At 70.9% G+C, this 25,085-nt stretch carries 26 protein-coding genes; 12 read left to right on the top strand and 14 right to left on the bottom strand.

Annotated features, from left to right (window positions below; all coding sequences use genetic code 11):
• Window positions 1-41: 41 nt before the first annotated feature.
• Window positions 42-809 carry a GntR family transcriptional regulator gene (locus tag A4R43_RS28090; protein WP_113695050.1) on the bottom strand — a complete coding sequence of 256 codons (768 nt, stop codon included), beginning with the start codon at window positions 807-809 and terminating at the stop codon, window positions 42-44.
• A gap of 502 nt (window positions 810-1,311) precedes the next feature.
• Between A4R43_RS28090 and A4R43_RS28085 the strand changes: the two genes are divergently transcribed.
• Window positions 1,312-1,812 (top strand): hypothetical protein, encoded by a 501-nt coding sequence (locus tag A4R43_RS28085; protein WP_113695049.1) that lies wholly within the window; start codon window positions 1,312-1,314, stop codon window positions 1,810-1,812.
• A gap of 3 nt (window positions 1,813-1,815) precedes the next feature.
• On the opposite strand, the gene A4R43_RS28080 is transcribed toward A4R43_RS28085, so the two are convergent.
• Window positions 1,816-2,247 (bottom strand): type II toxin-antitoxin system Rv0910 family toxin, encoded by a 432-nt coding sequence (locus A4R43_RS28080; protein WP_113695048.1) that lies wholly within the window; start codon window positions 2,245-2,247, stop codon window positions 1,816-1,818.
• Window positions 2,248-2,312: 65 nt separating this feature from the next.
• Between A4R43_RS28080 and A4R43_RS28075 the strand changes: the two genes are divergently transcribed.
• Window positions 2,313-3,305 (top strand): aldo/keto reductase, encoded by a 993-nt coding sequence (locus A4R43_RS28075; RefSeq protein ID WP_113695047.1) that lies wholly within the window; start codon window positions 2,313-2,315, stop codon window positions 3,303-3,305.
• On the opposite strand, the gene A4R43_RS28070 is transcribed toward A4R43_RS28075, so the two are convergent.
• Genes A4R43_RS28070 through A4R43_RS28060 form a run of 3 tightly spaced genes read right to left on the bottom strand, consistent with a single transcriptional unit; the run spans window position 3,277 to window position 4,416 of the window.
• Complete coding sequence (locus tag A4R43_RS28070) at window positions 3,277-3,894, bottom strand: DUF2238 domain-containing protein (protein ID WP_113695046.1); 618 nt, start codon at window positions 3,892-3,894, stop codon at window positions 3,277-3,279. The two genes, A4R43_RS28075 and A4R43_RS28070, sit on opposite strands and share 29 nt — an antisense overlap.
• Window positions 3,891-4,190 carry a type II toxin-antitoxin system PemK/MazF family toxin gene (locus A4R43_RS28065; RefSeq protein ID WP_236808322.1) on the bottom strand — a complete coding sequence of 100 codons (300 nt, stop codon included), beginning with the start codon at window positions 4,188-4,190 and terminating at the stop codon, window positions 3,891-3,893. The genes A4R43_RS28070 and A4R43_RS28065 overlap by 4 nt, the downstream gene beginning before the upstream one ends.
• Entirely contained in the window at window positions 4,171-4,416 is a 246-nt protein-coding gene (locus tag A4R43_RS28060; protein ID WP_113695045.1) for a hypothetical protein, read from the bottom strand. The genes A4R43_RS28065 and A4R43_RS28060 overlap by 20 nt, the downstream gene beginning before the upstream one ends.
• A gap of 95 nt (window positions 4,417-4,511) precedes the next feature.
• Between A4R43_RS28060 and A4R43_RS28055 the strand changes: the two genes are divergently transcribed.
• Complete coding sequence (locus A4R43_RS28055; RefSeq protein ID WP_335645111.1) at window positions 4,512-5,006, top strand: GNAT family N-acetyltransferase; 495 nt, start codon at window positions 4,512-4,514, stop codon at window positions 5,004-5,006.
• A gap of 86 nt (window positions 5,007-5,092) precedes the next feature.
• Window positions 5,093-5,878, top strand: coding sequence for a metal-dependent hydrolase (locus A4R43_RS28050; protein ID WP_205215098.1), 786 nt, complete (start codon window positions 5,093-5,095; stop codon window positions 5,876-5,878).
• On the opposite strand, the gene A4R43_RS28045 is transcribed toward A4R43_RS28050, so the two are convergent.
• The gene (locus A4R43_RS28045; protein WP_113695044.1) at window positions 5,835-6,332 is read right to left on the bottom strand and encodes a pyridoxamine 5'-phosphate oxidase family protein; all 498 of its coding nucleotides are present in this window, start codon (window positions 6,330-6,332) and stop codon (window positions 5,835-5,837) included. The genes A4R43_RS28050 and A4R43_RS28045 overlap by 44 nt on opposite strands.
• A gap of 141 nt (window positions 6,333-6,473) precedes the next feature.
• Between A4R43_RS28045 and A4R43_RS28040 the strand changes: the two genes are divergently transcribed.
• The 4 genes from A4R43_RS28040 to A4R43_RS28025 all read left to right on the top strand — a co-directional run bounded on the left by A4R43_RS28040 (window position 6,474) and on the right by A4R43_RS28025 (window position 11,759).
• Window positions 6,474-7,232, top strand: a complete 759-nt coding sequence (locus A4R43_RS28040) for a hypothetical protein (protein WP_113695043.1) — start codon at window positions 6,474-6,476, stop codon at window positions 7,230-7,232.
• Window positions 7,229-8,365: a sensor histidine kinase gene (locus A4R43_RS28035; protein ID WP_113695042.1), complete on the top strand. Its 1,137-nt coding sequence runs from the start codon at window positions 7,229-7,231 to the stop codon at window positions 8,363-8,365. Before A4R43_RS28040 ends, A4R43_RS28035 begins: the two co-directional genes overlap by 4 nt.
• Window positions 8,362-8,967 (top strand): response regulator transcription factor, encoded by a 606-nt coding sequence (locus tag A4R43_RS28030; RefSeq protein WP_113695041.1) that lies wholly within the window; start codon window positions 8,362-8,364, stop codon window positions 8,965-8,967. The genes A4R43_RS28035 and A4R43_RS28030 overlap by 4 nt, the downstream gene beginning before the upstream one ends.
• Before the next feature lie 422 nt (window positions 8,968-9,389).
• Window positions 9,390-11,759, top strand: a complete 2,370-nt coding sequence (locus A4R43_RS28025) for a Tex family protein (protein WP_113695040.1) — start codon at window positions 9,390-9,392, stop codon at window positions 11,757-11,759.
• A gap of 453 nt (window positions 11,760-12,212) precedes the next feature.
• On the opposite strand, the gene A4R43_RS28020 is transcribed toward A4R43_RS28025, so the two are convergent.
• From A4R43_RS28020 to A4R43_RS27990, 7 genes are all read right to left on the bottom strand, one after another.
• The gene (locus A4R43_RS28020) at window positions 12,213-12,707 is read right to left on the bottom strand and encodes a GreA/GreB family elongation factor (protein WP_113695039.1); all 495 of its coding nucleotides are present in this window, start codon (window positions 12,705-12,707) and stop codon (window positions 12,213-12,215) included.
• Between the two features lie 71 nt (window positions 12,708-12,778).
• The gene (locus A4R43_RS28015; RefSeq protein ID WP_113695038.1) at window positions 12,779-13,441 is read right to left on the bottom strand and encodes a TetR/AcrR family transcriptional regulator; all 663 of its coding nucleotides are present in this window, start codon (window positions 13,439-13,441) and stop codon (window positions 12,779-12,781) included.
• Window positions 13,442-13,454: 13 nt separating this feature from the next.
• A complete protein-coding gene (locus tag A4R43_RS28010; protein WP_113695037.1) occupies window positions 13,455-13,907 on the bottom strand; it encodes a (2Fe-2S)-binding protein in 453 nt (150 codons plus the stop codon).
• Between the two features lie 11 nt (window positions 13,908-13,918).
• The gene (locus A4R43_RS28005; RefSeq protein ID WP_113695036.1) at window positions 13,919-16,147 is read right to left on the bottom strand and encodes a xanthine dehydrogenase family protein molybdopterin-binding subunit; all 2,229 of its coding nucleotides are present in this window, start codon (window positions 16,145-16,147) and stop codon (window positions 13,919-13,921) included.
• Between the two features lie 605 nt (window positions 16,148-16,752).
• Complete coding sequence (locus A4R43_RS28000) at window positions 16,753-17,967, bottom strand: MFS transporter (protein WP_113695035.1); 1,215 nt, start codon at window positions 17,965-17,967, stop codon at window positions 16,753-16,755.
• Window positions 17,968-18,087: 120 nt separating this feature from the next.
• Window positions 18,088-19,689 (bottom strand): ABC transporter permease, encoded by a 1,602-nt coding sequence (locus tag A4R43_RS27995; RefSeq protein WP_113695034.1) that lies wholly within the window; start codon window positions 19,687-19,689, stop codon window positions 18,088-18,090.
• The gene (locus A4R43_RS27990; protein ID WP_113695033.1) at window positions 19,686-20,594 is read right to left on the bottom strand and encodes an ABC transporter ATP-binding protein; all 909 of its coding nucleotides are present in this window, start codon (window positions 20,592-20,594) and stop codon (window positions 19,686-19,688) included. The genes A4R43_RS27995 and A4R43_RS27990 overlap by 4 nt, the downstream gene beginning before the upstream one ends.
• A gap of 95 nt (window positions 20,595-20,689) precedes the next feature.
• Between A4R43_RS27990 and A4R43_RS27985 the strand changes: the two genes are divergently transcribed.
• Genes A4R43_RS27985 through A4R43_RS27970 form a run of 4 tightly spaced genes read left to right on the top strand, consistent with a single transcriptional unit; the run spans window position 20,690 to window position 24,118 of the window.
• Complete coding sequence (locus A4R43_RS27985; protein ID WP_113695032.1) at window positions 20,690-21,178, top strand: GbsR/MarR family transcriptional regulator; 489 nt, start codon at window positions 20,690-20,692, stop codon at window positions 21,176-21,178.
• On the top strand, window positions 21,175-21,876 hold the full coding sequence (locus A4R43_RS27980) for an SGNH/GDSL hydrolase family protein (protein ID WP_113695031.1): 702 nt from the start codon (window positions 21,175-21,177) through the stop codon (window positions 21,874-21,876). The genes A4R43_RS27985 and A4R43_RS27980 overlap by 4 nt, the downstream gene beginning before the upstream one ends.
• A gap of 12 nt (window positions 21,877-21,888) precedes the next feature.
• Window positions 21,889-23,838 (top strand): FUSC family protein, encoded by a 1,950-nt coding sequence (locus A4R43_RS27975; RefSeq protein ID WP_113695030.1) that lies wholly within the window; start codon window positions 21,889-21,891, stop codon window positions 23,836-23,838.
• Window positions 23,839-23,881: 43 nt separating this feature from the next.
• Window positions 23,882-24,118 (top strand): antitoxin, encoded by a 237-nt coding sequence (locus A4R43_RS27970; RefSeq protein ID WP_113695029.1) that lies wholly within the window; start codon window positions 23,882-23,884, stop codon window positions 24,116-24,118.
• A gap of 2 nt (window positions 24,119-24,120) precedes the next feature.
• Here A4R43_RS27970 and A4R43_RS27965 read toward each other — a convergent pair whose 3' ends face one another.
• Window positions 24,121-25,074, bottom strand: coding sequence for a prephenate dehydrogenase (locus tag A4R43_RS27965; protein ID WP_236809284.1), 954 nt, complete (start codon window positions 25,072-25,074; stop codon window positions 24,121-24,123).
• Window positions 25,075-25,085 lie beyond the last annotated feature (11 nt).

Below are 25,085 nucleotides of genomic sequence, written 5' to 3'. Positions count from 1 at the left end.
GGACTATGCCACTGCTGTTGTAAGGTGGCCTAGTCCACTGATCAAGAGCGATCTTCGGAGGGGGATTCGGCCAGGGGATAGGGATACAGCAGCTTCCACACCTCGGCGGGGAAAACGGACTCGTCGAACCGGAGGGCGTTGCCTGTGGCATCGAAGAGGATCAGGTGCTGCTCGAGCACGGCCGACGGATTCGGCAGGTGCAGCCGTTTCTGCTCCGCCGCCGTGGCGAGCCGCGCGGACACCTGGTCGCGGCCGTAGGTGGCCTTGCGGCCGGTCTGCGCGGTCACGTAATCGTCGATCGACTCGGGTGACTTGGCGGGGTCGAGCAGTTGTGGCGCCTGCTCGGCGAGTTCCTTGGTGAACCACGAGGTGCGCAGTTCGGACGGCGTGCCGTTCTCGTCGTTGATGAGCACCTGCCGCCGGATCCCGGTCACGTCCGCGTGCTGCCCGAACGCGTCCGCGACGTGCGAGGGCACGGTGGTCTCCTCGGTGAGCAGCACTTCGACACTGCCGCCGCCGGGGCCGAAGCTGACGTCGACCGTGCGCGAGCGCGCGAACCGGCGACCGTGCCCGCCGGGCAGGTCGGCACGCACGTACGTGCCCGAACCGTGCCGGCTTTCCACGTATCCCTGATGTCGCAACAGCCTCAGCGCATCGGCGGCCGTGGGCCTGGCGACGTTCCAGTCCTTTTCGAGGCGTCGCTCCGACGGCACGCTGTCCCCAGGCTTCAGCTCGCCAGTGATGATCTGCTGGCGGATGCTGTTCGCGATCTGGTGGTATTTCGGAGTTCCGTCAGTGTTGTCCGGCATGCACGTCCCGGGTCATCGTGAGCGCGGTGTGAGCACACACGTAAGTGGCACAGTTAGCCGGACTTTAGCAGCGAACTTTCCACTTCCGGTGCCTCCTCGCCGGAGGTTCACGCGTTTTCTGACGCTTGTACTACTCCTAATGGATGACCTGAGCCGGAAGAACTCGCACTAGGCGTGCACGGTGGCGCGGGCCACTATCGGCAAGTCAATTCGGTCGAAGAAGGTGACGGCGTCGGAGGCCTTTTTCGAACGTCCTCCGGCAATTCTCCGGTCGCCACGGGGCGCGGCGAAGTCGTGGCGTCGCCGTCACCGGGCGTGAGGTGACGGAGGGTCATCAACCACGGAGGGTCAGCCCGATAGGGTGGATCTGTCTGGTTGACCGAGCGTTGCAACGTCCGGCCTAGTATCTTGGGCCGACTTTGTGGGAAATGCCCCCACCAGACCCTGCTTTCCGGTAAAACTGGCGTCCTGCGCGCGTCTTCTACTGTCGAGGGGTCTCCGCGTGAAACACGAAGTGACGGTGGCTCAGCTGCTGGAACGCGAGGGCTGGGACGCCAGACGCCGGCCGAAGTCGCGGTCGCGGCTGCAGTTGTTCTCCGTGATGGCGGCCGTGGTGATCGGCTGCGGCATCGCCGCGCTGCTGGTCCGCGTGGTCCACGCGCCCTCCCCGGAGCACCGCGCCGAAACCATCGTCGAAGACGTCGGCATCGTGCAGCCGCCGGCGCGCACCCCGAGCGGGGTGGCCGGCCCGGAGGCGACGGTCGCTTCCGACGAGCCGAAGCTGGTACCCGGCGGTGGTGCCTGGTACGAGGAAGAAGAGACCACCACGCGGCAGCGGGAAACCACCACCCCGCCGACCACCACGTCGAAGAAGGCCACCACCACGACGACCAACCAGCCGTCGGAGCCGGGTGGCGAGAACCCGCCGACCACCACCACGTCGAAGAAGCCGACGACGACCACCACCACCTCGAGGTGCATCATCTGGCCGCTGGTGTGCTGAGCGTCAGCCGATCAACGCGCTCAGGTTCGTGATCGAGCGCCGCAGTTCCCCGCGCACTGCCCGGCCGATGGCCATGCCGACCGGCCCGAACACCGGTTTCCCGCGCACATCCGCGTCGATGCTGACTTCCGAGCCCGTGGCCACCGGCCGGATCGCCAGCGCGAGCGCGATGCGCACGCCGCCGACCCCGTCACCGGAGATCGACATCGCGCTCGGCTCGTCGTAGCTGTCCACCCGCCAGGTGATCCGGTTGCGGAAACCCTTCACCGACACCACCGAGGTGAACGTGGTGCCGTGGGTGATCTCCGGCGGGATCGGGCTGCGCCAGCCTTCGTGCAGCACTAGCCATTCGTCGAACCTGGTCAGGTCGGCGGCGACCGACCAGGTCTGCTCGGGCGTCGAAGCGATTCGAGCCGACACGCTCACCTTGGCCACCGGCGCAGGTTACCCGCCGCGGCGAATACTGTGTGCGCCTGTCAACCGATGGAGGAGAGTCTGTGATGCGCACCCGTTCACTCGGCACCACCGGCCCCGAGGTCCCCGTGCTGGGCCTGGGCTGCATGGGCATGTCGGACCTGTACGGCCCGGCCGTCGAAGAGGACGGGATCGCCACCATCCACGCCGCGCTCGACGCCGGGATCACCCTGCTCGACACCGGCGACTTCTACGGCGCCGGGCACAACGAACTGCTCATCCGGCGGGCCCTGCGCGACCGCCGCGAGCAGGCCGTGATCAGCGTGAAGTTCGGCGCGCTGCGTGGTCCGGCCGGTGACTGGCTCGGCTTCGACGGCCGCCCGGAAGCGGTGAAGAACGCCGTGGCGTACTCGCTGGGCAGGCTGGGCGTCGACCACATCGACATCTACCGCCCGGCGCGGCTGGACCCGGCGGTGCCGATCGAGGAGACCGTCGGCGCCATCGCGGAGCTGATCGAAGCCGGGTACGTCAAGCACGTCGGGCTGTCCGAGGTCGGCGCCGAGACGATCCGCCGCGCGGCCGCGGTGCACCCGATCGCCGACCTCCAGATCGAATACTCGCTGCTCTCGCGGGACATCGAGCGCGAAATCCTGCCCACCTGCACCGAACTCGGCATCGGGCTCACCGCGTACGGCGTGCTTTCGCGCGGGCTGCTGTCCGGGCACTGGACCGCCGAGCGCGAGCTGCCCGCCGACGACTTCCGCGCGATCAGCCCGCGGTTCCAGGGCGAGAACCTGCGCCGGAACCTCGAACTGGTGGACGCGCTGCGCGGCGTCGCCGAAGCCAAGGGCGCCACGCCGACCGCGGTGGCCATCGCGTGGGTGCTCACCCGCGGGGAGCACGTGGTGCCGCTGGTCGGCGCGCGCAAGCCGGAGCGGCTGGCCGAAGCGCTCGCCGCGGTCGACCTCGAACTGACCGACGAGGACCTCGCGGCGATCGAGGCCGCGGTGCCCGCCGGTGCCGCCGCCGGGCCGCGCTACCCGGAACCGCTCATGGAGCACCTGGACTCAGAGCACTGAGCTGCCGATCGTGCGGGCGCCGGAGCAGCAGCTGGGACGCGACGGCGCCGCACAGGCAGAGGAACATGTCCCACTGGGTGTCCCAGATGTCGCCCTGGGTGGCGAGGAACTCGTCGGCGTTGGCGCCGAGCACCACCGCGGAACCCCATTCGATGAATTCGAAGCAGGCCGCGAAAGCCAGGCAAACGCTTGCGGTCAGCAGGAACGTCCAGCCGCCGCGACGCAGCGGGGTCAGCCGCAGCAGCAGTTCGCGGACCAGGATCGCCGGGACGAAGCCCTGCACCACGTGCGCGAACCGGTCGTAGTGGTTGCGTGAGGTGCCCCAGTTCTCCTGGACCCAGTTGCCGAGCGGGGTTTCGGCGTAGGTGTAGTGGCCGCCGTAGCAGAGCACGAGCGCGTGGAAGACCAGCAGCCAGAGCAGCAGCCTGGTCAGCGGCAACCGCTTGCGGAACACCAGCACCAGCGGCAGGCCGACGAGGATCCAGACCACCTCGAGCAGCCAGGTCAGCGTGCTCTTCGCGCCGATCCCGGACCAGACCAGCGCGCCGGCCACCACGGCCAGCAGGAAGATCGCCTCGGCGCGCTTCATTGCGTGGCCAGCACCATGAACAGCCGGGTGTTGATCTTCTCCATCACCTCGTGCGGCACCGTGCCGACGCGGTCGCCGAGCAGCGACTTCGGCAGGTGGTCGAGCCGGGTGTAGGCGACCCGCGAGCCGTCGGCCAGCGCGACGTCCATCGGCTCCGGGACCGAGGTGATCTCCATGGTGATCACGTACGGCACGTCCGGCAGATCGTTGAACATGTTGCCCGAGTAGACCAGCACCCGGCGGCCCGAATCACCGGCGACGCGCCGGATCTCGCCCCTACGCGGCGGAGGAGTCACGGCCGCTCTGCACCTCGCGCCGGCGGTGGTACTCGGCGACCTGCCGCTCGGCGGCTTCCGGGCGGCTGGCCCACCAGTCGTTGGTCTCCTGGCACAGCTGGCGGAAGTTCTCGCGCTCGATCGCGGCGATGATCCACGAGTGCACCGAGACGCCCGCCGCGTCCGCACGGGCCTTGATCTGCGCGTGCGTGTCGTCGGACAGGTTGAGGCCAAGGCGCTTCGACATCGCGCCATGCTACGACGCCGGTTCGCGGCGCCGGTGGACGGCGTGACCGGACGGCGTGGCGGAAATTCGATGGACGGCGGGCCGACAATCGGTCCGTGACTGGAAACCAGGTGCTCAACTGGTCGGTGGCCCGCGTCGCGCCCACCGATCCCGACGCACTCCGCATGCTGTTCTGCTACTACGACGAGATCGCCAGCCGGTACTACCGGCGGCGGGTTCCGCGGGAAGAAGTCGAGCAGATCATGGCCGAGTTCCCCAGTGACGACCTGACGCCGCCGACCGGGGTGTTCCTCCTCGCGCGGCTGGACGGTGAGCCCGCCGGGTGCGTGGGCGTGCGGGTGTACACGCCCGAGATCGCCGAGCTGACCAGGATGTTCGTCGACGTGGGCCACCGCGGGTCGGGTGGCGCCGGGCTGCTGGTGCGCGCGGCCGAGGACGCGGCGCGGGAGATCGGCGCGAAGTCGATGTGGCTCAACACCCGCGACGACCTGGTGGAGGCCAGGGCGTTCTACGCCAAGCACGGCTACCAGCCGATTCCGCCCTACGGCGACGACCCGTACGCCGAGCACTGGTTCGGCAAGGAGCTTTGACTCACCCGGTGGTGTGAACCACCGGCGGTTCCCGGTTAGATGGTGGGACTGCTGGGGCTGCCGGGACTGCTGGGGGATGCGCGGGGATGATGGGGCGGACGCACGCGCTCACCGGCTGGTGCGCGGGGCTGGGACTGGCGCCGGTGGTCGGCGCGGGCACGGTGCACCAGGCGGTCGCGTTCGCCGCCACCACCGCGGGGTTCGCCCTGCTGCCGGACCTCGACCACCCCGGTGCGCGGGCGTCGAAACTGCTCGGGCCGATCACCGGCGGGCTGTCGTGGCTGCTGCGCCGGGCGTCGGCCGGGCTCTACAAGGTGACCAAGGGGCCCAAGGACGAGCGGCGCACGGGCACGCATCGGCACCTTTCGCACACCGTGTTGTTCGCGGTGGCGCTCGGCCTGCTCACCGCGTGGGGCACCGAGGCGGGCGGGCACTGGGCGGTCGCCGGGGTGGTGATCTTCGGCCTGCTGCTGGCCGAGGACGCGCTGGGCGACTGGGTGCTGCCGGTGGCCGGGGTGGCGATCGTCTGGTGGGTGTTCAGCGTCGGCCCGGACGCGTTCGGCGAGCTGGAGCAGATCGCCGGCTGGCTGGGCATCGCGGTGGCGGCGGGCTGTTTCACGCACTGCCTTGGCGATTCGCTGACCGAATCCGGCTGCCCGTTCCTGTTCCCGCTGCTGATCAAGGGCGAGACCTGGTACGAGATCCGGCCGCCGCGCAAGCTGCGGTTCCGCACCGGCAAGAACGTGGAGAACCGCCTGGTGTTCCCGGTTTTCCTGGTGCTGGCCGTGCTGCTGGTGCCCGGCGTGTGGGAGTTCCTCGCCGACAACTTCACCCGGCTGACGAGCCCGGCCGAGGTGCAAGCGGTGCCGTGACCGCCTCCGACCAGCGGAAAGTCGGGCTGTCGGCGAGTTCGGGAAACGCCACCGCCATGCCGCGCTCCGGCGACATCGACCACAGCGTGAAGCGCGGCGAGAAGGCGTGCGCCGCCCACTCGTCCGTCCATTGTGGAACGTAGCGCAGGTAGAGCCGCCGCAGCCGGTCGTGGTCGGTGGCCTCGAGCCGCGCCGGTCCGGTGGCGCGCAGCTGCCGCACGTCACCGGGCGGGTCGAAGGTGGACACCAGCACCGCGACTTCACGACCGGCGCGGGCCGCGGCGAGGAACGGGCTGGGCTGGTCGTTCGGGGTGTTGAACCAGAACCGGCCGTGCTCGGCGAGGAACCACAGGGTGGCCAGCGCCGGCCCGCCGGCGCGGCCGGTGGTGGCGACGCTGGCCGGGCGCAGGCGTTCGGCGAGGAAGGCGGGCACGTCGAAGCTGGGACCGTCCATGACATCCATCATGGCGCGCCGGGGACATCCGGCCCTTCTCCGGCGGCGCGACCCGCTGGCAGGCTGGCCGGAGTGACCCACGTCCTGGCCCCGCCGGTGCCGGCCCGCCTATTCTGGCGGCCACTTGGGCGATCACGGGTGATGAAGCTGAACGATCAGCAGCGGTCCAGCCGGATGATCCGGCTGGCGACGGTGGGGGTGGTGCTCTACGGCGCCGTCGCCCCGGTGCTGACGATCTACCGCGTGGCCACCGTGCCGATCGACACCGTGCGGGTGCTGCCCGCGCTCATCTTCATCATCTGCTACCTGCCGCCGCACATCCGCAACGTGCTTTACGCCGCGCGCGGTGAGCGGCCGCCGCGTTCACTGTGGACGGTCGGCGTGATGATGGCGCTGATCATCGGCGCCATCCCGGTGGCTGGCATCGACTGGCTCGGCGCGCTCTACGCGCTGGCCGCCTCGGTCCTGCTGGTCATCCCGCCGCCGCTGTCCTTTTTCACCTTCGCCGGGGTGGCCGCCGCGCTGGTGCCGCTCGCCTCGGTCTCCGGGCACCTGGAGTGGGCTGTCTCGCTGGTGCTCGACGCGTTGTTCCTCGCGTTGTCGCTGGCCCTGCTGACCTGGGTGATCGCCACCGCACGGCAGTTGCACGACGCCCGGCTCGAACTGGCCGAGCAGGCCGCCGTGCGCGAGCGCATCCGGATCGACCGGGACGTGCGCCGCACGGTCGGCGTCGAGCTGGAGGGCATCATCGAGCAGGGCGAGCGCGCGGCCGCGTTGACCGGCGACCCGGACGCCGCCGACGCCGAGCTGCGTGCGCTGGCGCTGCGGTCGAGGGCCACCCTGACCGCGGTGCGCCGCCGGATCGCCCGCGGCCTGAGCACCGCGGACGGCGATCGGTGAACCCGTTCTGGACCACCCGGCGAACCGGGTTGTTCCTGGTGGTGGTCAACCTGCCGATCGCGGTCGCACCGCCGGTGTTCACCATCGTCGGCACACCGACCACCCCGCCGTCGGAGTACCCGGCGGTGCTGCCGATCGTGCTCGGCGTGCTGCTGGCCGCGCTGCAGCTGCGGCACAGCATGGCCTCGGCACGCGGGGAACGCCCGGAGGGCTGGCCGTGGACGCTGGGTGCGATGACGCTGCTGGTCTACCTCCCTCTTTTCTGGTTCGGCAGCCCCTGGCTGGACGCACAGGTGCTGCTGGCGGCGTCGGCGTTGATGGTGGTGCCGCGGCGGTGCGCGGTACCGGTGGCCGCGGTTCCGCTGGTGGTCACCGCGGTGTCCTCGGCGCTGCAGGCGGGGCCGGAAAGCGACGGTTTCCAGTTCGTCTACGTGGTGCTTTCCGGCGTGCTGCTGTCGATCATCGCGGTGGCGCTCTACGGGGCGGCACGGCTGGTCCGCCTGGTCGACGAACTGCAGGCCGCGCGCACCGAACTGGGGGAGCTGGCGGCCGAGCGCGAGCGGCTGCGGCTCTCCCGTGACCTCCACGACCTGCTGGGGCAGAGCCTGTTCGCGGTGTCCCTCAAAGGGGACCTGGCGATCCGGCTGCTGCGCCAGGAACCGGGCAAGGCGAAGGCGGAGATCGAGAGCCTGGTCGGGGTCGCCCAGGAGGCGTTGCGCGGGGTGCGGGCGGTGACCAGGGACGAGCACGTGGCGTCGCTGCCGAAGGAGACCGACGGCGCGGCGGCCCTGCTCGCGGCGGCGGGCATCGAGGTGAAGCTCGGGCTGGACCTGCCGCCGCCGCACGAACTGCCCGACCGCGTGCACGCCACGCTGGCCTGGGCGTTGCGCGAAGGGGTCACCAACATCCTCCGGCACAGCCACGCCCGCACCTGCGCGATCAGTGGCGGAACGCGGGACGGCAAGTACATGCTGGAGATCGTCAATGACGGAGCGGGGGACGAGTTCGGGGAAGGCAGTGGGCTGGCCGGGTTGTCCGACCGGGTGGCCGCGCTGTCCGGTTCGGCGGTGGCCGGGCCCACCGGCGACGGCCGGTTCCGGTTGTCGGTTGAGATTCCGCGGGAGGCTACGTGATCCGGGTCCTGATCGCCGAGGACATGCACATGATCCGCGGTGCGCTGACCGCGCTGCTGAGCATGGAGGACGGCGTGGAGGTGGTGGCCGAGCTGGACCGCGGTGACCAGATCGTGCCCGCGGCGTTGGCCACCCGGCCGGACGTGGCGGTGCTGGACATCGGCCTGCCCGGGCTCGACGGGCTCAGTGCGGCGGAGGCGTTGCACGAGCAGCTGCCGGACTGCCGGACCCTGGTGCTGACCGGGATGAACCAGCCGGGCCACCTGCTGCGCGCGCTGTCCGCCCACGTGCGCGGGTTCATCGTGAAGAACGCCCCGGCCGAAACCCTGGCCGACGGCGTCCGGCGGGTCGCGGCGGGGGAGCGCGTGATCGACCCCGAACTGCTGGCGATGGCGCTCGAAACCGGCTCGAGCCCGCTGACCCCACGGGAAACCGACGTGCTGCGCGCCGCCGACAGCGGCATCGCCACCAGCGAAATCGCCCGTCGCCTGTCCCTGTCCCCGGCCACCGTGCGGAACTACCTCTCCAACGCCATCGGAAAAGTGGGCGCGCGCAACCGCATCGACGCCATCAGAATCGCCAGAGACGCCGGCTGGTTGTAACCGCGCTCGCGAAAAAGCCAGCTGTGCCACGGAAATCCTCCTTTGCTGGTTCGTGGCGACATCCCCGGGAGGACATCGTGGTGCTGAACGGGAAATCGATCGTCGTCACGGGACGGCTCATGCGTGGACGTGCTGGCCGATCAGGTGCACGCGGTGGCCGAGGAAAACAAGGGCGATCTCACCGCCGTGGACACGGCCGTCGAAGCGCTCGGCGGGGCGGGCTGCTCGCTCGCTGCTACTGACAAGACCATAGCGCGTCGCCGCGACTGTCCCCAGGAGTTGTCCACAGGTGCGGCTGCCTGTGGACAACTCGGCCCGATTTCCCTGGCTTGTCACCGCCGCGGGATAGGGTGTCCGGGCAGCGCGGGCAGTGGGGAGAATGCTTCCGCGCAATCGGTACTAGGTAGAGGCGGTTCAGGGTTTTGGCTACTTCCAGCGGCACGGTCAGCATCGAGCGCAAGATCGCCGAGGAGCTCGGCGTGGCGGAGCGGCAGGTCACCGCCGCGGTGGGGTTGCTCGACGGCGGCGCGACGGTGCCGTTCATCGCGCGGTACCGCAAAGAGGCCACCGGCATGCTGGACGACACCCAGCTCCGCACCCTCGAGGACCGCCTCCGCTACCTCCGCGAGCTCGAGGACCGCCGCACCGCGGTGCTCGACTCGATCCGCTCGCAGGGCAAGCTCGACGAGGCGCTCGAGGCGCAGATCCTCGCCGCCGACTCGAAGGCGCGCCTCGAGGACATCTACCTCCCCTACAAGCCCAAGCGCCGCACCAAGGCGCAGATCGCGCGCGAGGCCGGGCTGGAGCCGCTGGCCGACGGCCTGCTGAACGAGCCGGACACCGATCCCCAGGCCGCGGCCGCCGCCTTCGTCGACGCCGACAAGGGCGTCGCCGACCCGCAGGCCGCGCTGGACGGTGCGCGCGCCATCCTGGTCGAGCGCTTCGCCGAGGACGCGGACCTGCTCGGCGAGCTGCGCGAGAAGATGTGGACCGGCGGCCGCCTCCGCTCGAAGGTCCGCCAGGGCAAGGAGGAAGAAGGCGCCAAGTTCGCCGACTACTTCGACTTCTCCGAGCCGTACACCAAGCTCCCCTCACACCGGATCCTGGCCATGTTCCGCGGTGAGAAGGAGGAGATCCTCGACCTCACCATGGAGCCGGACGAGACCCCCGAGGGCGAGGTCATCACCGGGCCCGGCGAGTTCGAGGTACGCATCGCGCAGCGCTTCGGCATCGCGGACAAGGGCCGCGCCGCGGACACCTGGCTGCTGGGCTGCGTTCGCTGGGCCTGGCGCACCAAGATCCTTCTGCACCTGGGCATCGACCTGCGGATGCGGTTGCGTCAGTCTGCCGAGGACGACGCGGTGGCCGTGTTCGCCGCCAACCTGCGTGACCTGCTGCTCGCCGCGCCGGCCGGCAGTCGCGCCACGATGGGCCTCGACCCCGGCTTCCGCACCGGCGTCAAGGTGGCCGTGGTGGACGCGACCGGCAAGGTCGTCGCCCACGACACCATCTACCCGCACCAGCCGGCCAACCGCTGGGACGAGTCGCTGGCCAAGCTCGCCAAGCTGGCGCACGAGCACAAGGTCGAGCTGATCGCCATCGGCAACGGCACCGCCTCGCGGGAGACCGACAAGCTGGCGGGCGACCTGATCAAGAAGTTCGCCGACCTCAAGCTCACCAAGGTGATGGTCTCCGAGGCGGGCGCCTCGGTGTACTCGGCCTCGGCCTTCGCCGCGCAGGAACTGCCCTCGCTGGACGTGTCCATCCGCGGGGCGGTCTCCATTGCCCGCCGCCTGCAAGACCCACTGGCCGAGCTGGTCAAGATCGACCCGAAGTCCATCGGGGTCGGCCAGTACCAGCACGACCTGTCCGAGGTCTCGCTGTCGCGCTCGCTCGACGCGGTGGTCGAGGACTGTGTGAACGGCGTGGGCGTGGACGTCAACACCGCGTCCGCGCCGCTGCTCACGCGCGTGTCCGGTATCGGGTCGAGCCTCGCCGAGAGCATCGTCGCGCACCGCGACCAGAACGGGCCGTTCCGCTCGCGCACCGCGCTGAAGGAGGTACCGCGGCTCGGGCCGAAGGCCTTCGAGCAGTGCGCGGGCTTCCTCCGCATCCCCGGTGGTGACGACCCGCTCGACAGCTCCGCGGTGCACCCCGAGGCCTATCCGGTGGTCCGCCGCATCCTGTCGGCCACCGGCACGGAACTGCCCGCGCTGATCGGCAACACGCCGGTGCTCAAGAAGCTCGACCCGGCCAAGTTCGTCGACGACACCTTCGGCCTGCCCACGGTCACCGACATCCTGAGCGAGCTGGACAAGCCCGGCCGCGACCCGCGTCCGGCGTTCAAGACCGCCACCTTCGCGGACGGCGTGGACAAGCTGTCCGACCTCAAGCCGGGCATGACGCTGGAAGGCGTGGTCACCAACGTCGCGGCGTTCGGCGCCTTCATCGACGTCGGCGTGCACCAGGACGGGCTCGCGCACGTGTCGGCGCTGTCGAAGAACTTCGTCAAGGACCCGCGTGAGGTGGTCAAGCCGGGTGACATCGTGCGGGTGAAGGTGCTGGACGTGGACGTGCCGCGCAAGCGCATCTCGCTCACGCTGCGCCTCGACGACGAGATCACGCCGGGTGGCCGCCCGGAGCGGGGTGCCGGTCCGAACGAACGCCGTCAGCAGCCCCGGCGGCAGGGCGGCGGTGGCGGTGGCCAGCGGCGTGGCGGCAACGACCGCGGCGGCAACAGCGGCGGAGGTGGTGCACTGGCGGACGCACTCAAGCGCGCCGGCTACCGCTGACCCGGTCGTGAGTGCTCAGGGCAGCACCTGAGCACTCACGATGGCAGCAGCCTCACACGCATGCGGCTGGGCAGGCTCACCTCGCCTGGAGGTGGGCACCGCCAGCGGGGGCGCCTGGGCGCGGCCGCTGCTGGGACGCGTGGACATGGGCGCCGCCTAGGCGCGGGTGCCGTCCGGGCGCGGTGAGTCTGGGAGCGGAGCCCGCGCGGGCACCCCGGGTGTGCGGCACTCCTCGAGCGCAGTGCTCCACGGATGCGGCACAGTCCGGACGTTCGGTATGGGCGCGCGCCTCGGCCCAGGCTGTGCCCCGCCCCCGAGCGCGCCTCGCCCGGACACCCGTCCGGGTCAGGCGCCCCTCCGGCCGGGGCGCCCGCCCGGGCGTGCTTCGGTGCGGGCGTGCTGAAGGCGGTGGCGGCGGAAGGCCCCGCCCTCGTCAGCCAGGCGCGGACGGCGTCAGGCGGGCAGCTTCAGCGCGACGATCTCGGCGCTCAGGTCACCGCCCGGTGTGCGGTAGGTGATCGTGTCGCCGGTTTTGTGGCCGACCAGTGCCCGCCCGAGCGGGCTGTCGCTGGTCAGCGCGGACGCGTCCGGCGCGGTCGCCTCATCGGCGAACTCGACCACCCGCATGGTCTCCTCGTCGCCGTCGGCGAAGCGCAGGGTGACCTCCGTGCCGTCCGGCAGCAGGCCTTCCTTGCTCGGCGAAGTCTGGCTCTTGCCGTGCGTCAGCAGGTCGGTCACCTCGCGGATGCGCCGGTCGATCCACGCCGTGGTCTCCGCGCGCTCGATCACGTCCGCCTGGTCCGCGCTGTCACCGATCGGGTCCTCGTCCCGGAAGTTGGGCGCGTTCACGGCACGCTGTTCACGCAGGCGCGCGAGTTCCCCCTCCAGACGCTCCCTGGCGGCGGGGCTCAGCTGGGTTCCGCCCTGGTCACTTCCGGTACTCGGCATGCGGGCCTCCTGTCTGGTCTGTCGAGAACCAGTCTCCCTGTCCGGAGCCCCGCTCACCACCGTAAAACCGATCACCCCAGGCAGTCCCGGACCACCGCGAGCACCGGTCCGTCCAAAGAGGTCAGTGCGGCCAGTTGCTCCGGCCGGGTGAGCAAACCGCCGAGTACCAGGTCCGCGAAGCAGGCTCCGACCTGTTCAGCGCTGTCCGGGCCGTTCGGGTCGAACCACGTCCACGCCCAGTGCGCGGAGCCGAACATCAGTAGGCTCCGGAGACGGAAATCACCCTCTCGGAAGTCACCCGCCTCCTGGCCGGCGGTCAGCACCGACCGCACCAGCGCCAGGTACTCCTCCCGCAGCCGCACGCCCTCGGCCATCGAATCGTGTTCGGCCAGCCGGGCGATCTCGCGCTGGAAGGCGACCGTCGCCGCGCGGTCGTGCACCTGGTACAGCATGAACGCGAACAGCAGCCCGGCCAGTTGCTCCGGCGGGGTCGTCAGCCGCTGGCGGATCAGCCGCGCCTCGGCGAGGCGCCGCTGCATGTACGACTCGTGCAGCGCGGCGAGCAGGCGGTCCTTCGTGCCGAAGTGGTGCACGATGGTGCCCTTGGAAATGCCCAGCTCGCCGGCGATGTCGCCGAAGTTGGTGCCGTCGTAGCCGCGTTCGGCCACGCTCCGGGTGAAGGCGGCCAGGATGGCCGGTGACTTGCCAGCGACCGGCCATCCCGGGGTGCTCATCCCCCCATTGTGCTCACTTCGCCGCGGCGCGTTTGATGGCCTCCCTGATCCGGAAGTAGGTCCCGCAGCGGCAGACGTTCTCGATCGCGTCGATCTCGGCGTCGGTCGGGTTCGGGTTCTTCTTCAGCAGCGCGACGGTGGCCATGATCTGCCCCGGCTGGCAGTACCCGCACTGCGCCACGTCCATCTCCAGCCAGGCTTCCTGCACCGGGTGCAGCTTGTCGCCGTCGGCGAGTCCTTCGATCGTGGTGACCTCACGGCCTTCGACCTCGGCGATCGGGGTCACGCACGGATTGATCGCCTCGCCGTCGAGGTGGCTGGTGCACGCCTTGCACACGTCGATGCCGCAGCCATACTTCGGCCCCTTTACGCCGAGCTTGTCCCGCAGCGCCCACAGCAGCGGCAGGTCGGCGGGCGCGTCGACGGTGACGGTTTTCCCGTTCACGGAAAAGGTGTAGTTGGGCACGGGAGCACTCCTCAGCGGGGGAACGGTTCGAAGTCGACGTCGAAATTGATCGGGAAGCTGCGCGGTTGGGTGCCGGTCGCCCTGGCGTAGGCGTTCGCGATCGCGCCGACCGCGGCGGGCACGCCCAGCTCGCCGGCGCCGCCGGGTTCCCCGTTCGCGGGCAGCACAAAAACCTGCACGTCGGGCGGGCTGTTCTTCTGCCGCGCGTAGTGGAACTGCGAGTAGCTGCCCTCGAGCGGCAGGCCCTTTTCCAGGTGCAGGCCCGCGGTGAGCACGGTGGAGATGGCGTCGGTCAGCCCGCCGAGCATCTGCGCCTCGAGCCCGCGCGGGTTGATCGGCCTGCCCACGTCGACCGCGATGGTGGCCTTGGTGACCCGCGGCTTCTTCGGGTCCCGGGCGTCGATCTCGACCAGGCAGGCGGTGCGCGACTTGTACTCCTCGTGGAAGGCGATGCCCTGCGCGAACCCGGCGGGCATCTTCTTGCCCCAGTTCCCGGCTTCGGCGACCTTGTCCAGCACCGCGCGCTGCTTGTCGTCCTTGAGCGAGGCGCGCCGGAACTGGTACGGGTCCTTGCCGAGCTTCTTCGCGATCTCGTCGACCACGATCTCCTCGGCACCGCGGGTGGTGGCCGAGTACACCGACCGCCAGCTGGCGGTGTTCATCGGCAGCGGCACCTCGTTGAGCAACTCGGTGACCACGCCGAAGTTGTAGGGCACCTTGACCGTGGTCAGGAACACCGTCTGCGCGAAGCTGAGGTTGCCTCCCACCGGCAGGTGCGCCGCGGTCGCGGTGAGGATCTCGCCGAGGCCGTGGCGGAAGTCGGTCTCGATGCTGGCGACGCGGTGCTCGTAGCTGAGCACGTTGCCCAGCGCGAAGGTGGCGCGCACCTTGTGGTGGGTGGCCGCGCGGGCGCGGCCGTGACGCATGTCGTCGATGCGCGTCCACATCAGCTTGACCGGGCGGCCCGCCTTCTTCGACACCTTGGCCGCCTCGAGCGCGCCGTCGAAGAACAGCCGCCGGCCGAAGGAGCCGCCGCCCTGCACGACGTGCACGGTCACCTTGTTCTCCGGCAGCCCGATTTCGCGGGCGATGGTCTGCTTGGCCACGATCGGCGACTTCAGCGACGACCAGATCTCGGCGCGGTCGGCGCGGACGTCGGCGATCGCGGAGTTCGTCTCCAGCGGGGCGTGGCTGACGAAGGCGAAGTCGAACTCCGCGTCCACGTGCTGGGTGAGCACCGGCGGCACGGCGAAGGGCAGGGCCGCGGCGCGCAGCTTCTTCCTGATGTCGGCGTCGGACAGCTCGTCCACGGTGCCCTTGTTCCAGGTGACCTTGAGCTTGTCCTTGGCGTTGATCGCCTGGCCGAAGGTCTCCGCGATGACCGCGACGCCGCTGTCGACGGCCACGATGTCGACCACGCCCGGCATGGTGCGGGCGACCGAGTCGTCGAAGGACTTCACCGTGCCGCGGATCGTCGGTGGCCGCTTGAGCACGGTCGGCAGCGCGCCCGGCACGTCGAGGTCCAATGTGTACTGCTTCTTGCCGGTGACCATGGCGAGCGCGTCGATGCGGGAGGTCGGCTTGCCGACCAGGCGGTATTCCGACTCGGCCTTGGGCTCGGCGCCCACCGCGGAACGCTGGACCTTGGCCGCGGCCGTGGTGAGCGAGCCGAACGTGGCCGACCGGCCGTCCGGCGCGACGACCGAACCGCCGCGCACGCTGTACTTCGCGGCGTCGCCGCCGAACTTCTCGGCGGCCGCGGTGACCAGCCTGGCGCGGGCGGCCGCGGCGGCCGCGCGCACCGGCCCGTACACCGAGCGGATGGTGTTCGAACCACCGGTCAGCTGGTTGAACAACAGCTCGGAGCGGGCGTCCGAGAGCGGAACCTCCACTTGGGACAGTGGCACGCCGAGCTCGTCGGCGACCAGCATCGCGACCGCGGTGGTGATGCCCTGGCCGACTTCGGCCCGCGGCAGCTGGAGCCGGATCCGGCCGTCCTCGGCGACTTCGAGCACGAGCATGTGCGAGGTGGGGGCGCCGGCCAGGATCAGCACGTCCCCGAGGTCGACGATGTCGGCGGGGCCGGGCAGGCTGGGAAGCTGGGCCTCGGCCTGCTGGTCGACGGCGAGATCGGCGGCGATGGTCAGGGTCGGGGCGGCGACCAGGAAGGCCAGGAAACCGCGCCGGCCGAAGCCCGAACCCGTTCCCTGGCCGCTTTCGTTCGTGGTGGGGGTAGCCATCAGGACTCCTCCTGCGGGCGCCAAGCCACACCCGCGGGCGGGACGCAGGGCGGGATCGGGGCTCACAGCACGTCGTTGAGCTGTTACCGCGGTCACCGTAACGGCTGACCGCGCGTACGGTCCAGGCTTGCTTGTTCGCCCGTTCGGGTGTTGCTCGGCGTCCATTCGCCACGAAGTTGCCCACAGGCGCCTACTTGTCCACAGGGCACCCTCAACCCGCCCCACCCCGGCCCGCTCGGCGAATAGGGTGGTTGCAGGGGCCGCCCCCAGGGAGGGTGGGGGGCCGGAGTTCGGGTGGATGGCCGTGGGGTGGCCTGCCTGGGGGTGGGTGGGCTGTTGTGCGTGGGGTGGCCCCGCCCCGGAGTAGCCCGCTTGAGGTGGGTGGGCTGGTGCTCGCCCGAGGTGTGGACCGCCGCTCGTGTGTGGGGCGACGTGCTCGGGGTGTGGAGCGACGTGCTCGGGTATGTGGGCTGGGGCTCGCTCGACGCGTGGGGGTTGCCGCTCGTGTGGGGTGATGGCCCGGGTGGCGGGCTGGGACCGCTCGAGGCGTGTGCGTGGGTGGCCCGGTCGGAGTGGTTCGCGGCGGTGCCGCTCGGCGACCGGGGTCAGTTCCGGCGGGTGCGCAGCGGTGAGAAGAACAGCCAAGTCGCGGACGCGAGAACGCCGACGGCGGCGGTCCACAGCGTGGCGCGCAGGCCGATCAGCGGGGCGAGCACGGCCGCGCCCGCGCTCCCGACCGGAACCATGCCTAGCGACAGGAAGCGCATGGTGGCGTTGACCCGGCCCAGCAGGTCGTCCGGACACGTCAGCTGCTGGTAGGTCAGCTGCAGCACGTTGACCACGATGACCCCGAACGCGGTACCGAAACCGGCCACCGACCAGCACACGAGGCCCCAGCCCGGGCCGGTCAGCGGGTAGAACAGGTAGGCGAGGCCGAGCAGCAGCGTCATCAGCCACAGCGCGCGGGCGTGGCCGAGTGCGCTTGCCAGCCGCCGGGCGCTCACCGCGCCGGCGAGGGCGCCGGTCAGGCCGAGGGTGCCGAGCAGGCCGACAGCACCGGCGTCGAGGCCGATTTCGCGGATCAGGAACACCACGGAACTCGCGATGTGCACGGACTGGAAAGCGCTGATCGACGCCCCGCTCAGGGCGAGTGCGCGCAGCACCGGGTGCCGGAACACCGCCCGCAGGCCTTCGCCGATTTCCCTGCGCAGCTTGCGTTTCTCCACCACCGGCCGCGCTTCGCGGGCCCGGATCCGCGAAAGCCAGCCCGCCGAGGACAGGTAACCGAGCGCCGTCGCGCCCAGTGCGGCCGGGGCGCCGAGCAACTGGACGAGGAACCCGCTCGCGGTGGGAGCGGCGATCGCCGCCACGGACATGTTCGTCTGCAGCTTCGCGTTCCCCTCGAGCAGTTCGCCGCGATCCACCAGACGCGGCAGGTACGTCTGGTGAGCGACGTCGAAGAACACCGTGAGCAACCCGGTGAGCAGCACAACCGCGAACAGCTGCCACAGCGTCAGCACCCCGAACACAGCGCACACCGGCACCGACGCGATGAGCACCGCACGCCCGAGATCGGCGAGGATCAGCACCGGACGCGCCTGCAGCCGGTCGCACCACGCACCCGCTTGCAGGCCGAGCACCAGGTACGCGCTGCTCTCCAGCGCACGCAGCAGTGCCACCTGCGTCGCCGTCGCGTTCAGCGTGGTGGTCGCCAGCAGCGGCACACCGAGAAACGCGACACGGGTGCCGAACTGGCTCAGCAGGTCCGCCGTCCAGAACGCGCGGAAGTCAGGTTTTCGCAGGAGCCCCCAGGTCGGCATGATCTCCAGACTGCCAGTCCGGCGTGCCCGGGGGTGGCCACCCGAGCGATAGTCCACTTCGGACAGTGCGGCGCAAGCGGTGCCGGCAGACCGCCCCGCTTGCGCCGCCGAACTGTCTCCTCAGCCGATGTCGCGGCGGCGGAAGCCGGCCAGGCCCGCGCCGAACACCACCACGGCGAGCCCGGTCAGCCACAGCAGCGGCGTCGCGGTGAACTCGGCGGCGGGCAGCTTCGGGATGTGCGTGAACGGCGAGAGGTTCAGCACCGGCTGGCTCAACTGCAGCACCGGCCCGAACAGGCTCAACGTCACGAACACCCCGGCCACCGCCCACGCCACCGTGGTGTACTTCGGCAACAACCCGAACAACAACACCGTCACCGCCAGCACCAGCCACACCGCGGGCAGCTGCGCCATCGTCGCCCCGAGCACCGCGGGCACCTGGTGCGCCACGTCGCTGATCCGCAGCCCGTGCAGCAATCCGGCCAGCACGCCGGCGACGGCCATCATCACCGCCGAGCCGAGCAGCGCGAACAGCAGGTGGCCGGCGGTCCAGCGCAGCCGCCCGACGCGGGTGGCCAGCAGCGGCTCCACCCGGACCGCGGTCTCCTCCGACCGCATCCGCAGCGCCGCCTGCACCCCGTACATCGACGCGATGATGGCGAAGATCTGGCCGAGCGTGCCGAGGAAGGCGTCCACGATCTGCTCGGCGCCGCCCATGCGCTCGAAGATCTCCGCGGTGGCCTGGCTTTCGCCGACCACGTCACCGATCCCGGCGGCGAGCGAGCCGAACAACGCGCCCATCACCGCGAACGCGATGGTCCAGCCGACGAACGAGCCGCGGTGCAGCCGCCACGCCAGTGCGAGCGGGCTGCGCAGGCCGGGAGCGGCGGTGGCGGGGCCGGGCCGCGCGGGCAGCAGGCCGAGGCCCACGTCCCGCCGCGTGCTCAGCGCGTAGGCGACCGCCCCCGTCGCGACCGCCGTGCCGAGCAGCAGCCCGAGCACCCACCACCGTTCCCCCGCGAACGGCCGGACCTGGGTGGACCAGCCGATCGGTGACAGCCACGACAGCCAGCTCACGTCCTTCGCCGCGTCCCCGATGGCGCGGAGCAGGAAGGCGACGCCGAGCACCGCCATGGCCAGCCCGTTGGCCGTGCGCGAATACTCGGCGAGCTGCGCGGTGATCGCGGCGACGCCGGTGAAGACCAGGCCGGTCAGCGAGATCGCCGCGCCGAACGCCACCGCGCCGCTGAGCGGCACCCCGGCGCCGGTCAGCGCGACCACGGTGAGCAGGCCGGTGCCGAACGCGGTCAGCGCGGCCGTGACCACCGCCGCGGTCAGCGCGGCGAACCGGCCGAGCACCGCCGAGGACAGCAGTTCCTGCCTGCCGGTGTCCTCCTCCTGCCTGGTGTGCCTGGTCACGGTGAACACGCAGGCCATGGCCAGGAAGAACGGGATGATCGTGCCGTAGCGCCAGACGGTGAACCCACCGGCGTCGGACAGGTCGAACGGCGGGCCGTAGAGCAGGTTCAGCGACGGGTTCGCCGCCATGCCGGTGGTCAGCGACCGCCGTTCGGCCTCGGTTTTGTACAGCTCGCCGTAGGAACCGGCGACCGCCGCCGGGATCACCCCGAGCAGCAGGATCCAGACCGGCATGACGATCCGGTCGCGGCGCAGCGCCAGGCGGACCAGGTGCCGCGTGCTGAGCAACGGGTGCGTGGTCATCGCACGGCCGCCTCTCGCTGCGCTTCGGTGGTGTAGTGGCGCAGGAACAGTTCCTCCAGCGTCGGCGGCTGGCTGACCAGGCTGCGCACGCCGACGTTCGTCAGCTGCCGCAGCACCTCGTCGAGCGAGTGCGTCTCCACGTCGAACCGCACGCGGTTGCCCTCGACGTGCAGGTCGTGCACGTTCGGCAGGTTCGACAGGCCGTTCGGGTGCCCGGCCAGCTCGGCGGTGATCGAGGTGCGGGTGAGGTGACGCAGTTCGGCCAGCGTGCCGGTTTCCACGTTCTGCCCGTTGCGGATGATGCTGACCCGGTCGCAGAGCGCCTCCACCTCGGCGAGGATGTGGCTGGACAGCAGCACCGTGCGGCCCTGTTCGCGCTCTTCCTGGATGGCGTACTGGAAGGTGGCCTCCATCAGCGGGTCCAGCCCGGAGGTCGGCTCGTCCAGGATCAACAGGTCCACTTTGGACGACAGTGCGGCGACGATGGCCACCTTCTGCCGGTTGCCCTTGGAGTAGGTGCGCCCCTTCTTCTTCGGGTCGAGGTCGAACCGCTCGATCAGCTCGGCGCGGCGGCGCTGGTCGAGCCCGCCGCGCAGGCGCCCGAGCAGGTCGATCACCTCGCCGCCGGAGAGGTTGGGCCAGAGGTTGACATCGCCGGGTACGTAGGCCAGCCGCCGGTGCAGGGTGGCCGCGTCGCGCCAGGGATCGCCGCCGAGCAGGCGGACGTGCCCGGCGTCGGCCCGCAGCAGTCCGAGCAGGACGCGGACGGTGGTCGACTTCCCGGCGCCGTTCGGGCCCAGGAATCCGTGCACCTCCCCGGTGGCGACGTTGAGGTCGAGGCCGTCGAGGGCCTTCGTCCGGCCGAAGGTCTTGACCAGGCCGGAGATGGAGATGGCGTTGTCCATGCCGCCGAAGCTACACTGATTTCACAAAGTTGTGAAGTTAAGAAAACGTATGGACCACGTGATTCACGTTCACCGGGTCGGGAAGGATGGGAGCCATGTCGACCACCCCAGAGGAGCACGGTCCGCCGGGCGACGCGGAGACCAGGCAGTTCATCGAGGACTTCGCCATCATGCTGACCGACGCCGGGCTGCAGCGCATGGCGTCGCGCGTGTTCACCGCGCTGCTGGCCACCCAGAAGGGCAGCCTCACCGCGGGTGAGCTTGCTGACGTGCTGCAGATCAGCCCCGCCGCGGTGTCCGGCGCGGTCCGCTACCTGACGCACATCGGCATGGTCACCCGCGCGCGGATGCCCGGTGAACGGCGTGACCACTACCTGATCAGCGACGACCAGTGGTACGAGGGCTTCGGCCGCAAGGACGCCATCTACCAGCAGCTTTCCGAGGTGCTGGGGCGTGGCGTGGACGCGGTCGGGCCGGAGACCCCGGCGGGCAAGCGGATCGCCGAGACCAAGGGGTTCTTCGAGTTCATCAGCAAGGAGATCCCGGTGCTGATCGACCGGTGGCGGCAAGAGAAGGACAGATGAGGCGCCGCGCCGACCTGGCCACGCTCCTGCTCGCGCCGGTGCTCGTCCGGCAGGGCCTGCGTGTCCGCCGCGAGACGCTCCGGCTGCCCGGCGCGGCCGGGCCGGTGCGCGGGCTGGTGCCCGGGCCCGATCCGCTGCGCCTGCTCGTGCTCGGTGAGTCCACTGTGGACGGCGTGGGCGCGCGGGACCACGAGGAGGCGCTCACCGGGCGGCTGGCCGTCGCGCTGGCCGCCAAGACCGGGCGCGGGGTGGCCTGGCGGGTCGCCGGGCGCACCGGCGCGAACGCGCGCGTGGTGCACGACGAGCTGCTGCCGGACGCGGTCGCCGAACCCGCGGACCTGGTGGTGGTCGCACTCGGCGTGAACGACACGATCGAGCTGCATTCGCCCGCGCGCTACCGCCGTGACCTGCTGCGACTGGTCTGCGCGCTGCGGCGGGCGCTCGGCCCGGTGCCGGTGGTGCTCACCGGGGTGCCGCACCTCGGCCGGTTCCCCGCGCTGCCCCGGCCGCTGCGGGACGTGCTCGGCCTGCGGTCGCGTGCGCTGGACGCGGCGGCCGCGTCGCTGGCCGCGCTGCCCGGCGTGCGGCACTCGGTGATGCCGGTGGACCGGATGACCGCGAACGCCTTCGCCGCCGACGGATTCCACCCCGGACCGGAGGGCTACCGGATCTGGGCTGATTACGTCGTGTCGGGATGAGACAGTGAGCGCGTGAGCTCGCGCGATCTGTCCGCCCCGAACTGGCTCGTGCACCTCCTGCGCAGCAAGCCGGACCCGGTGCCGTGGACGCGCGCGATCCGCGCGCCGATCGCGCTGGCCCTGCCGCTGGCGATCGGCTTCGCGCTCGGGGACATCGTGCTCGGCGCGGTGGTCTCCACCGGTGCGCTGCCGACCGTGCTCTCCGAGGCCGCCGGGCCGTACCGCTACCGCGCGCGGCGCATCACCGGTGCGGCCGTCGCCGCCTTCGCCGGGTACGCGGCGGGCCTGCTCAGCGGGGGCAATCCGGCGGTGTCGGTGCCGGTGGTGATCGTGGTCGCCGCGTTGTCGGCGCTGATCAGCGCGGCGGGCAGCAACGCGTCCATCGCGGCGCTGCAGATGTTCGTCTTCTGCGTGCTCGGCACCGGGCAGCACCTGCTCGGCGTCCAGGTCGAGATCTCGCTGATCTGCTTTGTGGTGGGCGCGGTCTGGGGACTCGGCGTGGCGTTGTTCGGCTGGACGGTCCGCGCGACCTCACCGGAGCGGTCCGCGGTCACGCAGGTGTTCATCGAGCTGGCGGCCATGCTGTCCGCCGAGGACGAGGACACCCAGCGCGCCGCCCGCCACCAGCTGACCTCCGCGCTCAACACCGCCTACGACCGGCTGCTCACCGCGCGGTCGTGGCTGTCCGGGCGGGACGAGACCTACCGCAAGCTGCTCACCCTGCTGTCGGCGAGCACGCCGGCGGTCGAGGCGTCGGTGGCCATGGTCAACGCGGGGGAGCGGCCGCCGCGCGAGCTGATCGACTACCTGGTCCGGCTGGCCACGGCGGTCCGGATGGACGCCGAACTGCCGCCGGTGCCCGAACTCGAAAGCGACGAGCCGATGGCCGTGGCGCTGCGGGCCGGGCTGGTCAAGATCGGCAAGGGCAAGGAACGCAAGCGCCGCGAACCCGACCCGTTGCGCAAGCGCTTGCGCGAGTGGCTCAGCTCGCTCGCCGGGCCGGTGACCTGGAGCGCGACGCTGCGGCTGACCCTGTGCGTGGCGATCGCCGAGGTGGTCAGCCTGCTGGTGCCGTTCGAGCGGTCCTACTGGATCACGCTGACCGTCGGCATCGTGCTCAAGCCCGACTTCGGCTCGGTGTTCGGGCGCGCGGTGCTGCGCGGGCTCGGCACGGTGGCCGGGGTGTCGATCGGCGCCGCGGTGCTCGGCCTCGGCGCGCAGGGCTGGTGGCTGGTCGCGTTCAGCGCGTTGTTCGCCGCCGGGGTGGCCATCGGCAAGGTGCGCAACTACGGTCTGCTGGCCACCTTCGTCACGCCGCTGATCATCCTGCAGATGGACCTGTCCAGCCACGGCGACTGGTCGGTGGTGCTGGCGCGGCTGGTGGACACCGTGCTCGGCTGCGCCATCGTGCTGTTGTTCGGTTACCTGCTCTGGCCGGGCAGCATGCGGCCGCGGGTCGGCGGGCAGCTGGCCGACGCGCTGGACAAGGTGACCGAGTACGCGTCGCGGGCGCTGCGGCCGGTCGATTCGGCCGACGACCGGGCCGAGCGGTCGCGGGGCCGCCGCCGCGCGTACCGGGCGCTGGCCGATCTGCGGACCACGTTCCAGCAGGTCATCGTGGAACCGTCGGCGGCGGGACGGCAGGCCGTGGCGTGGTGGCCGGTGATCGTCGAACTGGAGCGGTTCACCGACGCGGTCACCGAGGTGGTGGTCACCGTCGAGCACGGCGCGCCACCCCCCGATCCGGCCGCGGTCGAGCAGATCACCGCGGCGCTGACCGAGCTGGCGGCGGCCGTGCGGGAGCAACGGGAACCGGCGAGCATGGCCATGCCGGGCGGTGACCAGCTGTCCGGGGTGGTGGACGGGCTGACCGCGGTGTTCGACGCGGTGCGCGGCCCGGATCTCACCGAACGCTCGCCGATGCGGTTCGTCCGGCGCTTCCTGCTCGACCGCTGGACCTGAGTCCCCGGCTTGCGGTATCGCTGAACTGCTGTTTCATGGGTACATGGGCATAAACTTCGACGAGTTGAAGAACAAGGCCAAGAACGCGCTGGAGAAGAACAGCGACAAGATCGAACAGGGCCTGGACAAGGCCAGCGGGGTGGCGAAGTCGAAGTTCGGCAAGCACTCGGACAAGATCGACAACGCCACCGGCAAGGCCAAGGGCTTCCTGCACAAGAACCAGGGCGGCGGTGAGCAGCCGGGCGGCCAGACGCCGCCACCACCCCCGCCCGCCCAGTGACCTCAGCTTGATTCGGCGGTGGCCTGGTCGCCGGAGATACCGGTGATCCGGCCGCCCCGTTCGCCGAGCGCACGCAACGCCTCCCTGGCGTCCGGTGCCGAAAGACTCAGCTGGACGCCGGCCCGGTCCTGCTCGCGGTGCTCGGCGAAGGCCAGCGAACCCTGGTGACCGGCCTCGATGGTCTTGGCCAGCCCGCCGGTCGACGCCAGTGAGCCGCGCGCGGCGCCCAGCCTGCCCAGCGCGTCGTCGAGTACCGAGAGCAGCGCCTCCCGGTTGCCCTCCGTCATCGCCCGGACCAGTTCGGGGCGGCTGCCCGCGACCCGCGTGCCGTCCCGGAACGAACCGGCCGCCAGCGCCATCGCCACCGGACCGCCCTCCGCGCCGACTGCCGAGAGCACCGCGGCGAGCAGGTGCGGCAGGTGGGAGATCCGCGCCACGGCCTCGTCGTGCGCCGCTGCCGAGAGCGGCACCACGTGCGCTCCCAGCGAAACGGCGAACTCGGCGACCTCGGCCCACAGCGCCAGGTCGGTGTCGTCTTCGATTTCGACCACCCAGGCCGCACCCTGGAACAGCTCCGCGTCACCGGCGTCCCAACCGGACCGCGACGTGCCCGCCATCGGGTGCCCGCCGACGTACCTCGCTTCGGGCGCCCAGCGGCGGACCGCTCGCAGCACCGGGCCCTTCACGCTGGTCACGTCGGTGAGCAGCGCGTTCGGTGCGTGCTCGGCCAGCAGGTGCAGGGTCTCGTCGACGACGGTCAACGGCACCGCGAGCACCACCATGGCGTCGGCTTCGGCGGCCCGGCGCAGCGCCGCGGCCACGTCGGTTTCCGCGTCGTAGCCCTGCGCTCTCGCCGCCGCGGCGTCCGATTCGGACGTGGTGGCACCCCACACCGTCCTCTTCGCCGCGGCGGCGGCACGCAGCACCGAACCGCCGATCAACCCGAGCCCGATCACGCAGACGTCTC

The sequence above is a fragment of the Amycolatopsis albispora genome (assembly GCF_003312875.1).
GTDB lineage: Bacteria > Actinomycetota > Actinomycetes > Mycobacteriales > Pseudonocardiaceae > Amycolatopsis > Amycolatopsis albispora.
This window is presented reverse-complemented; position numbering and strand designations above follow the sequence as displayed.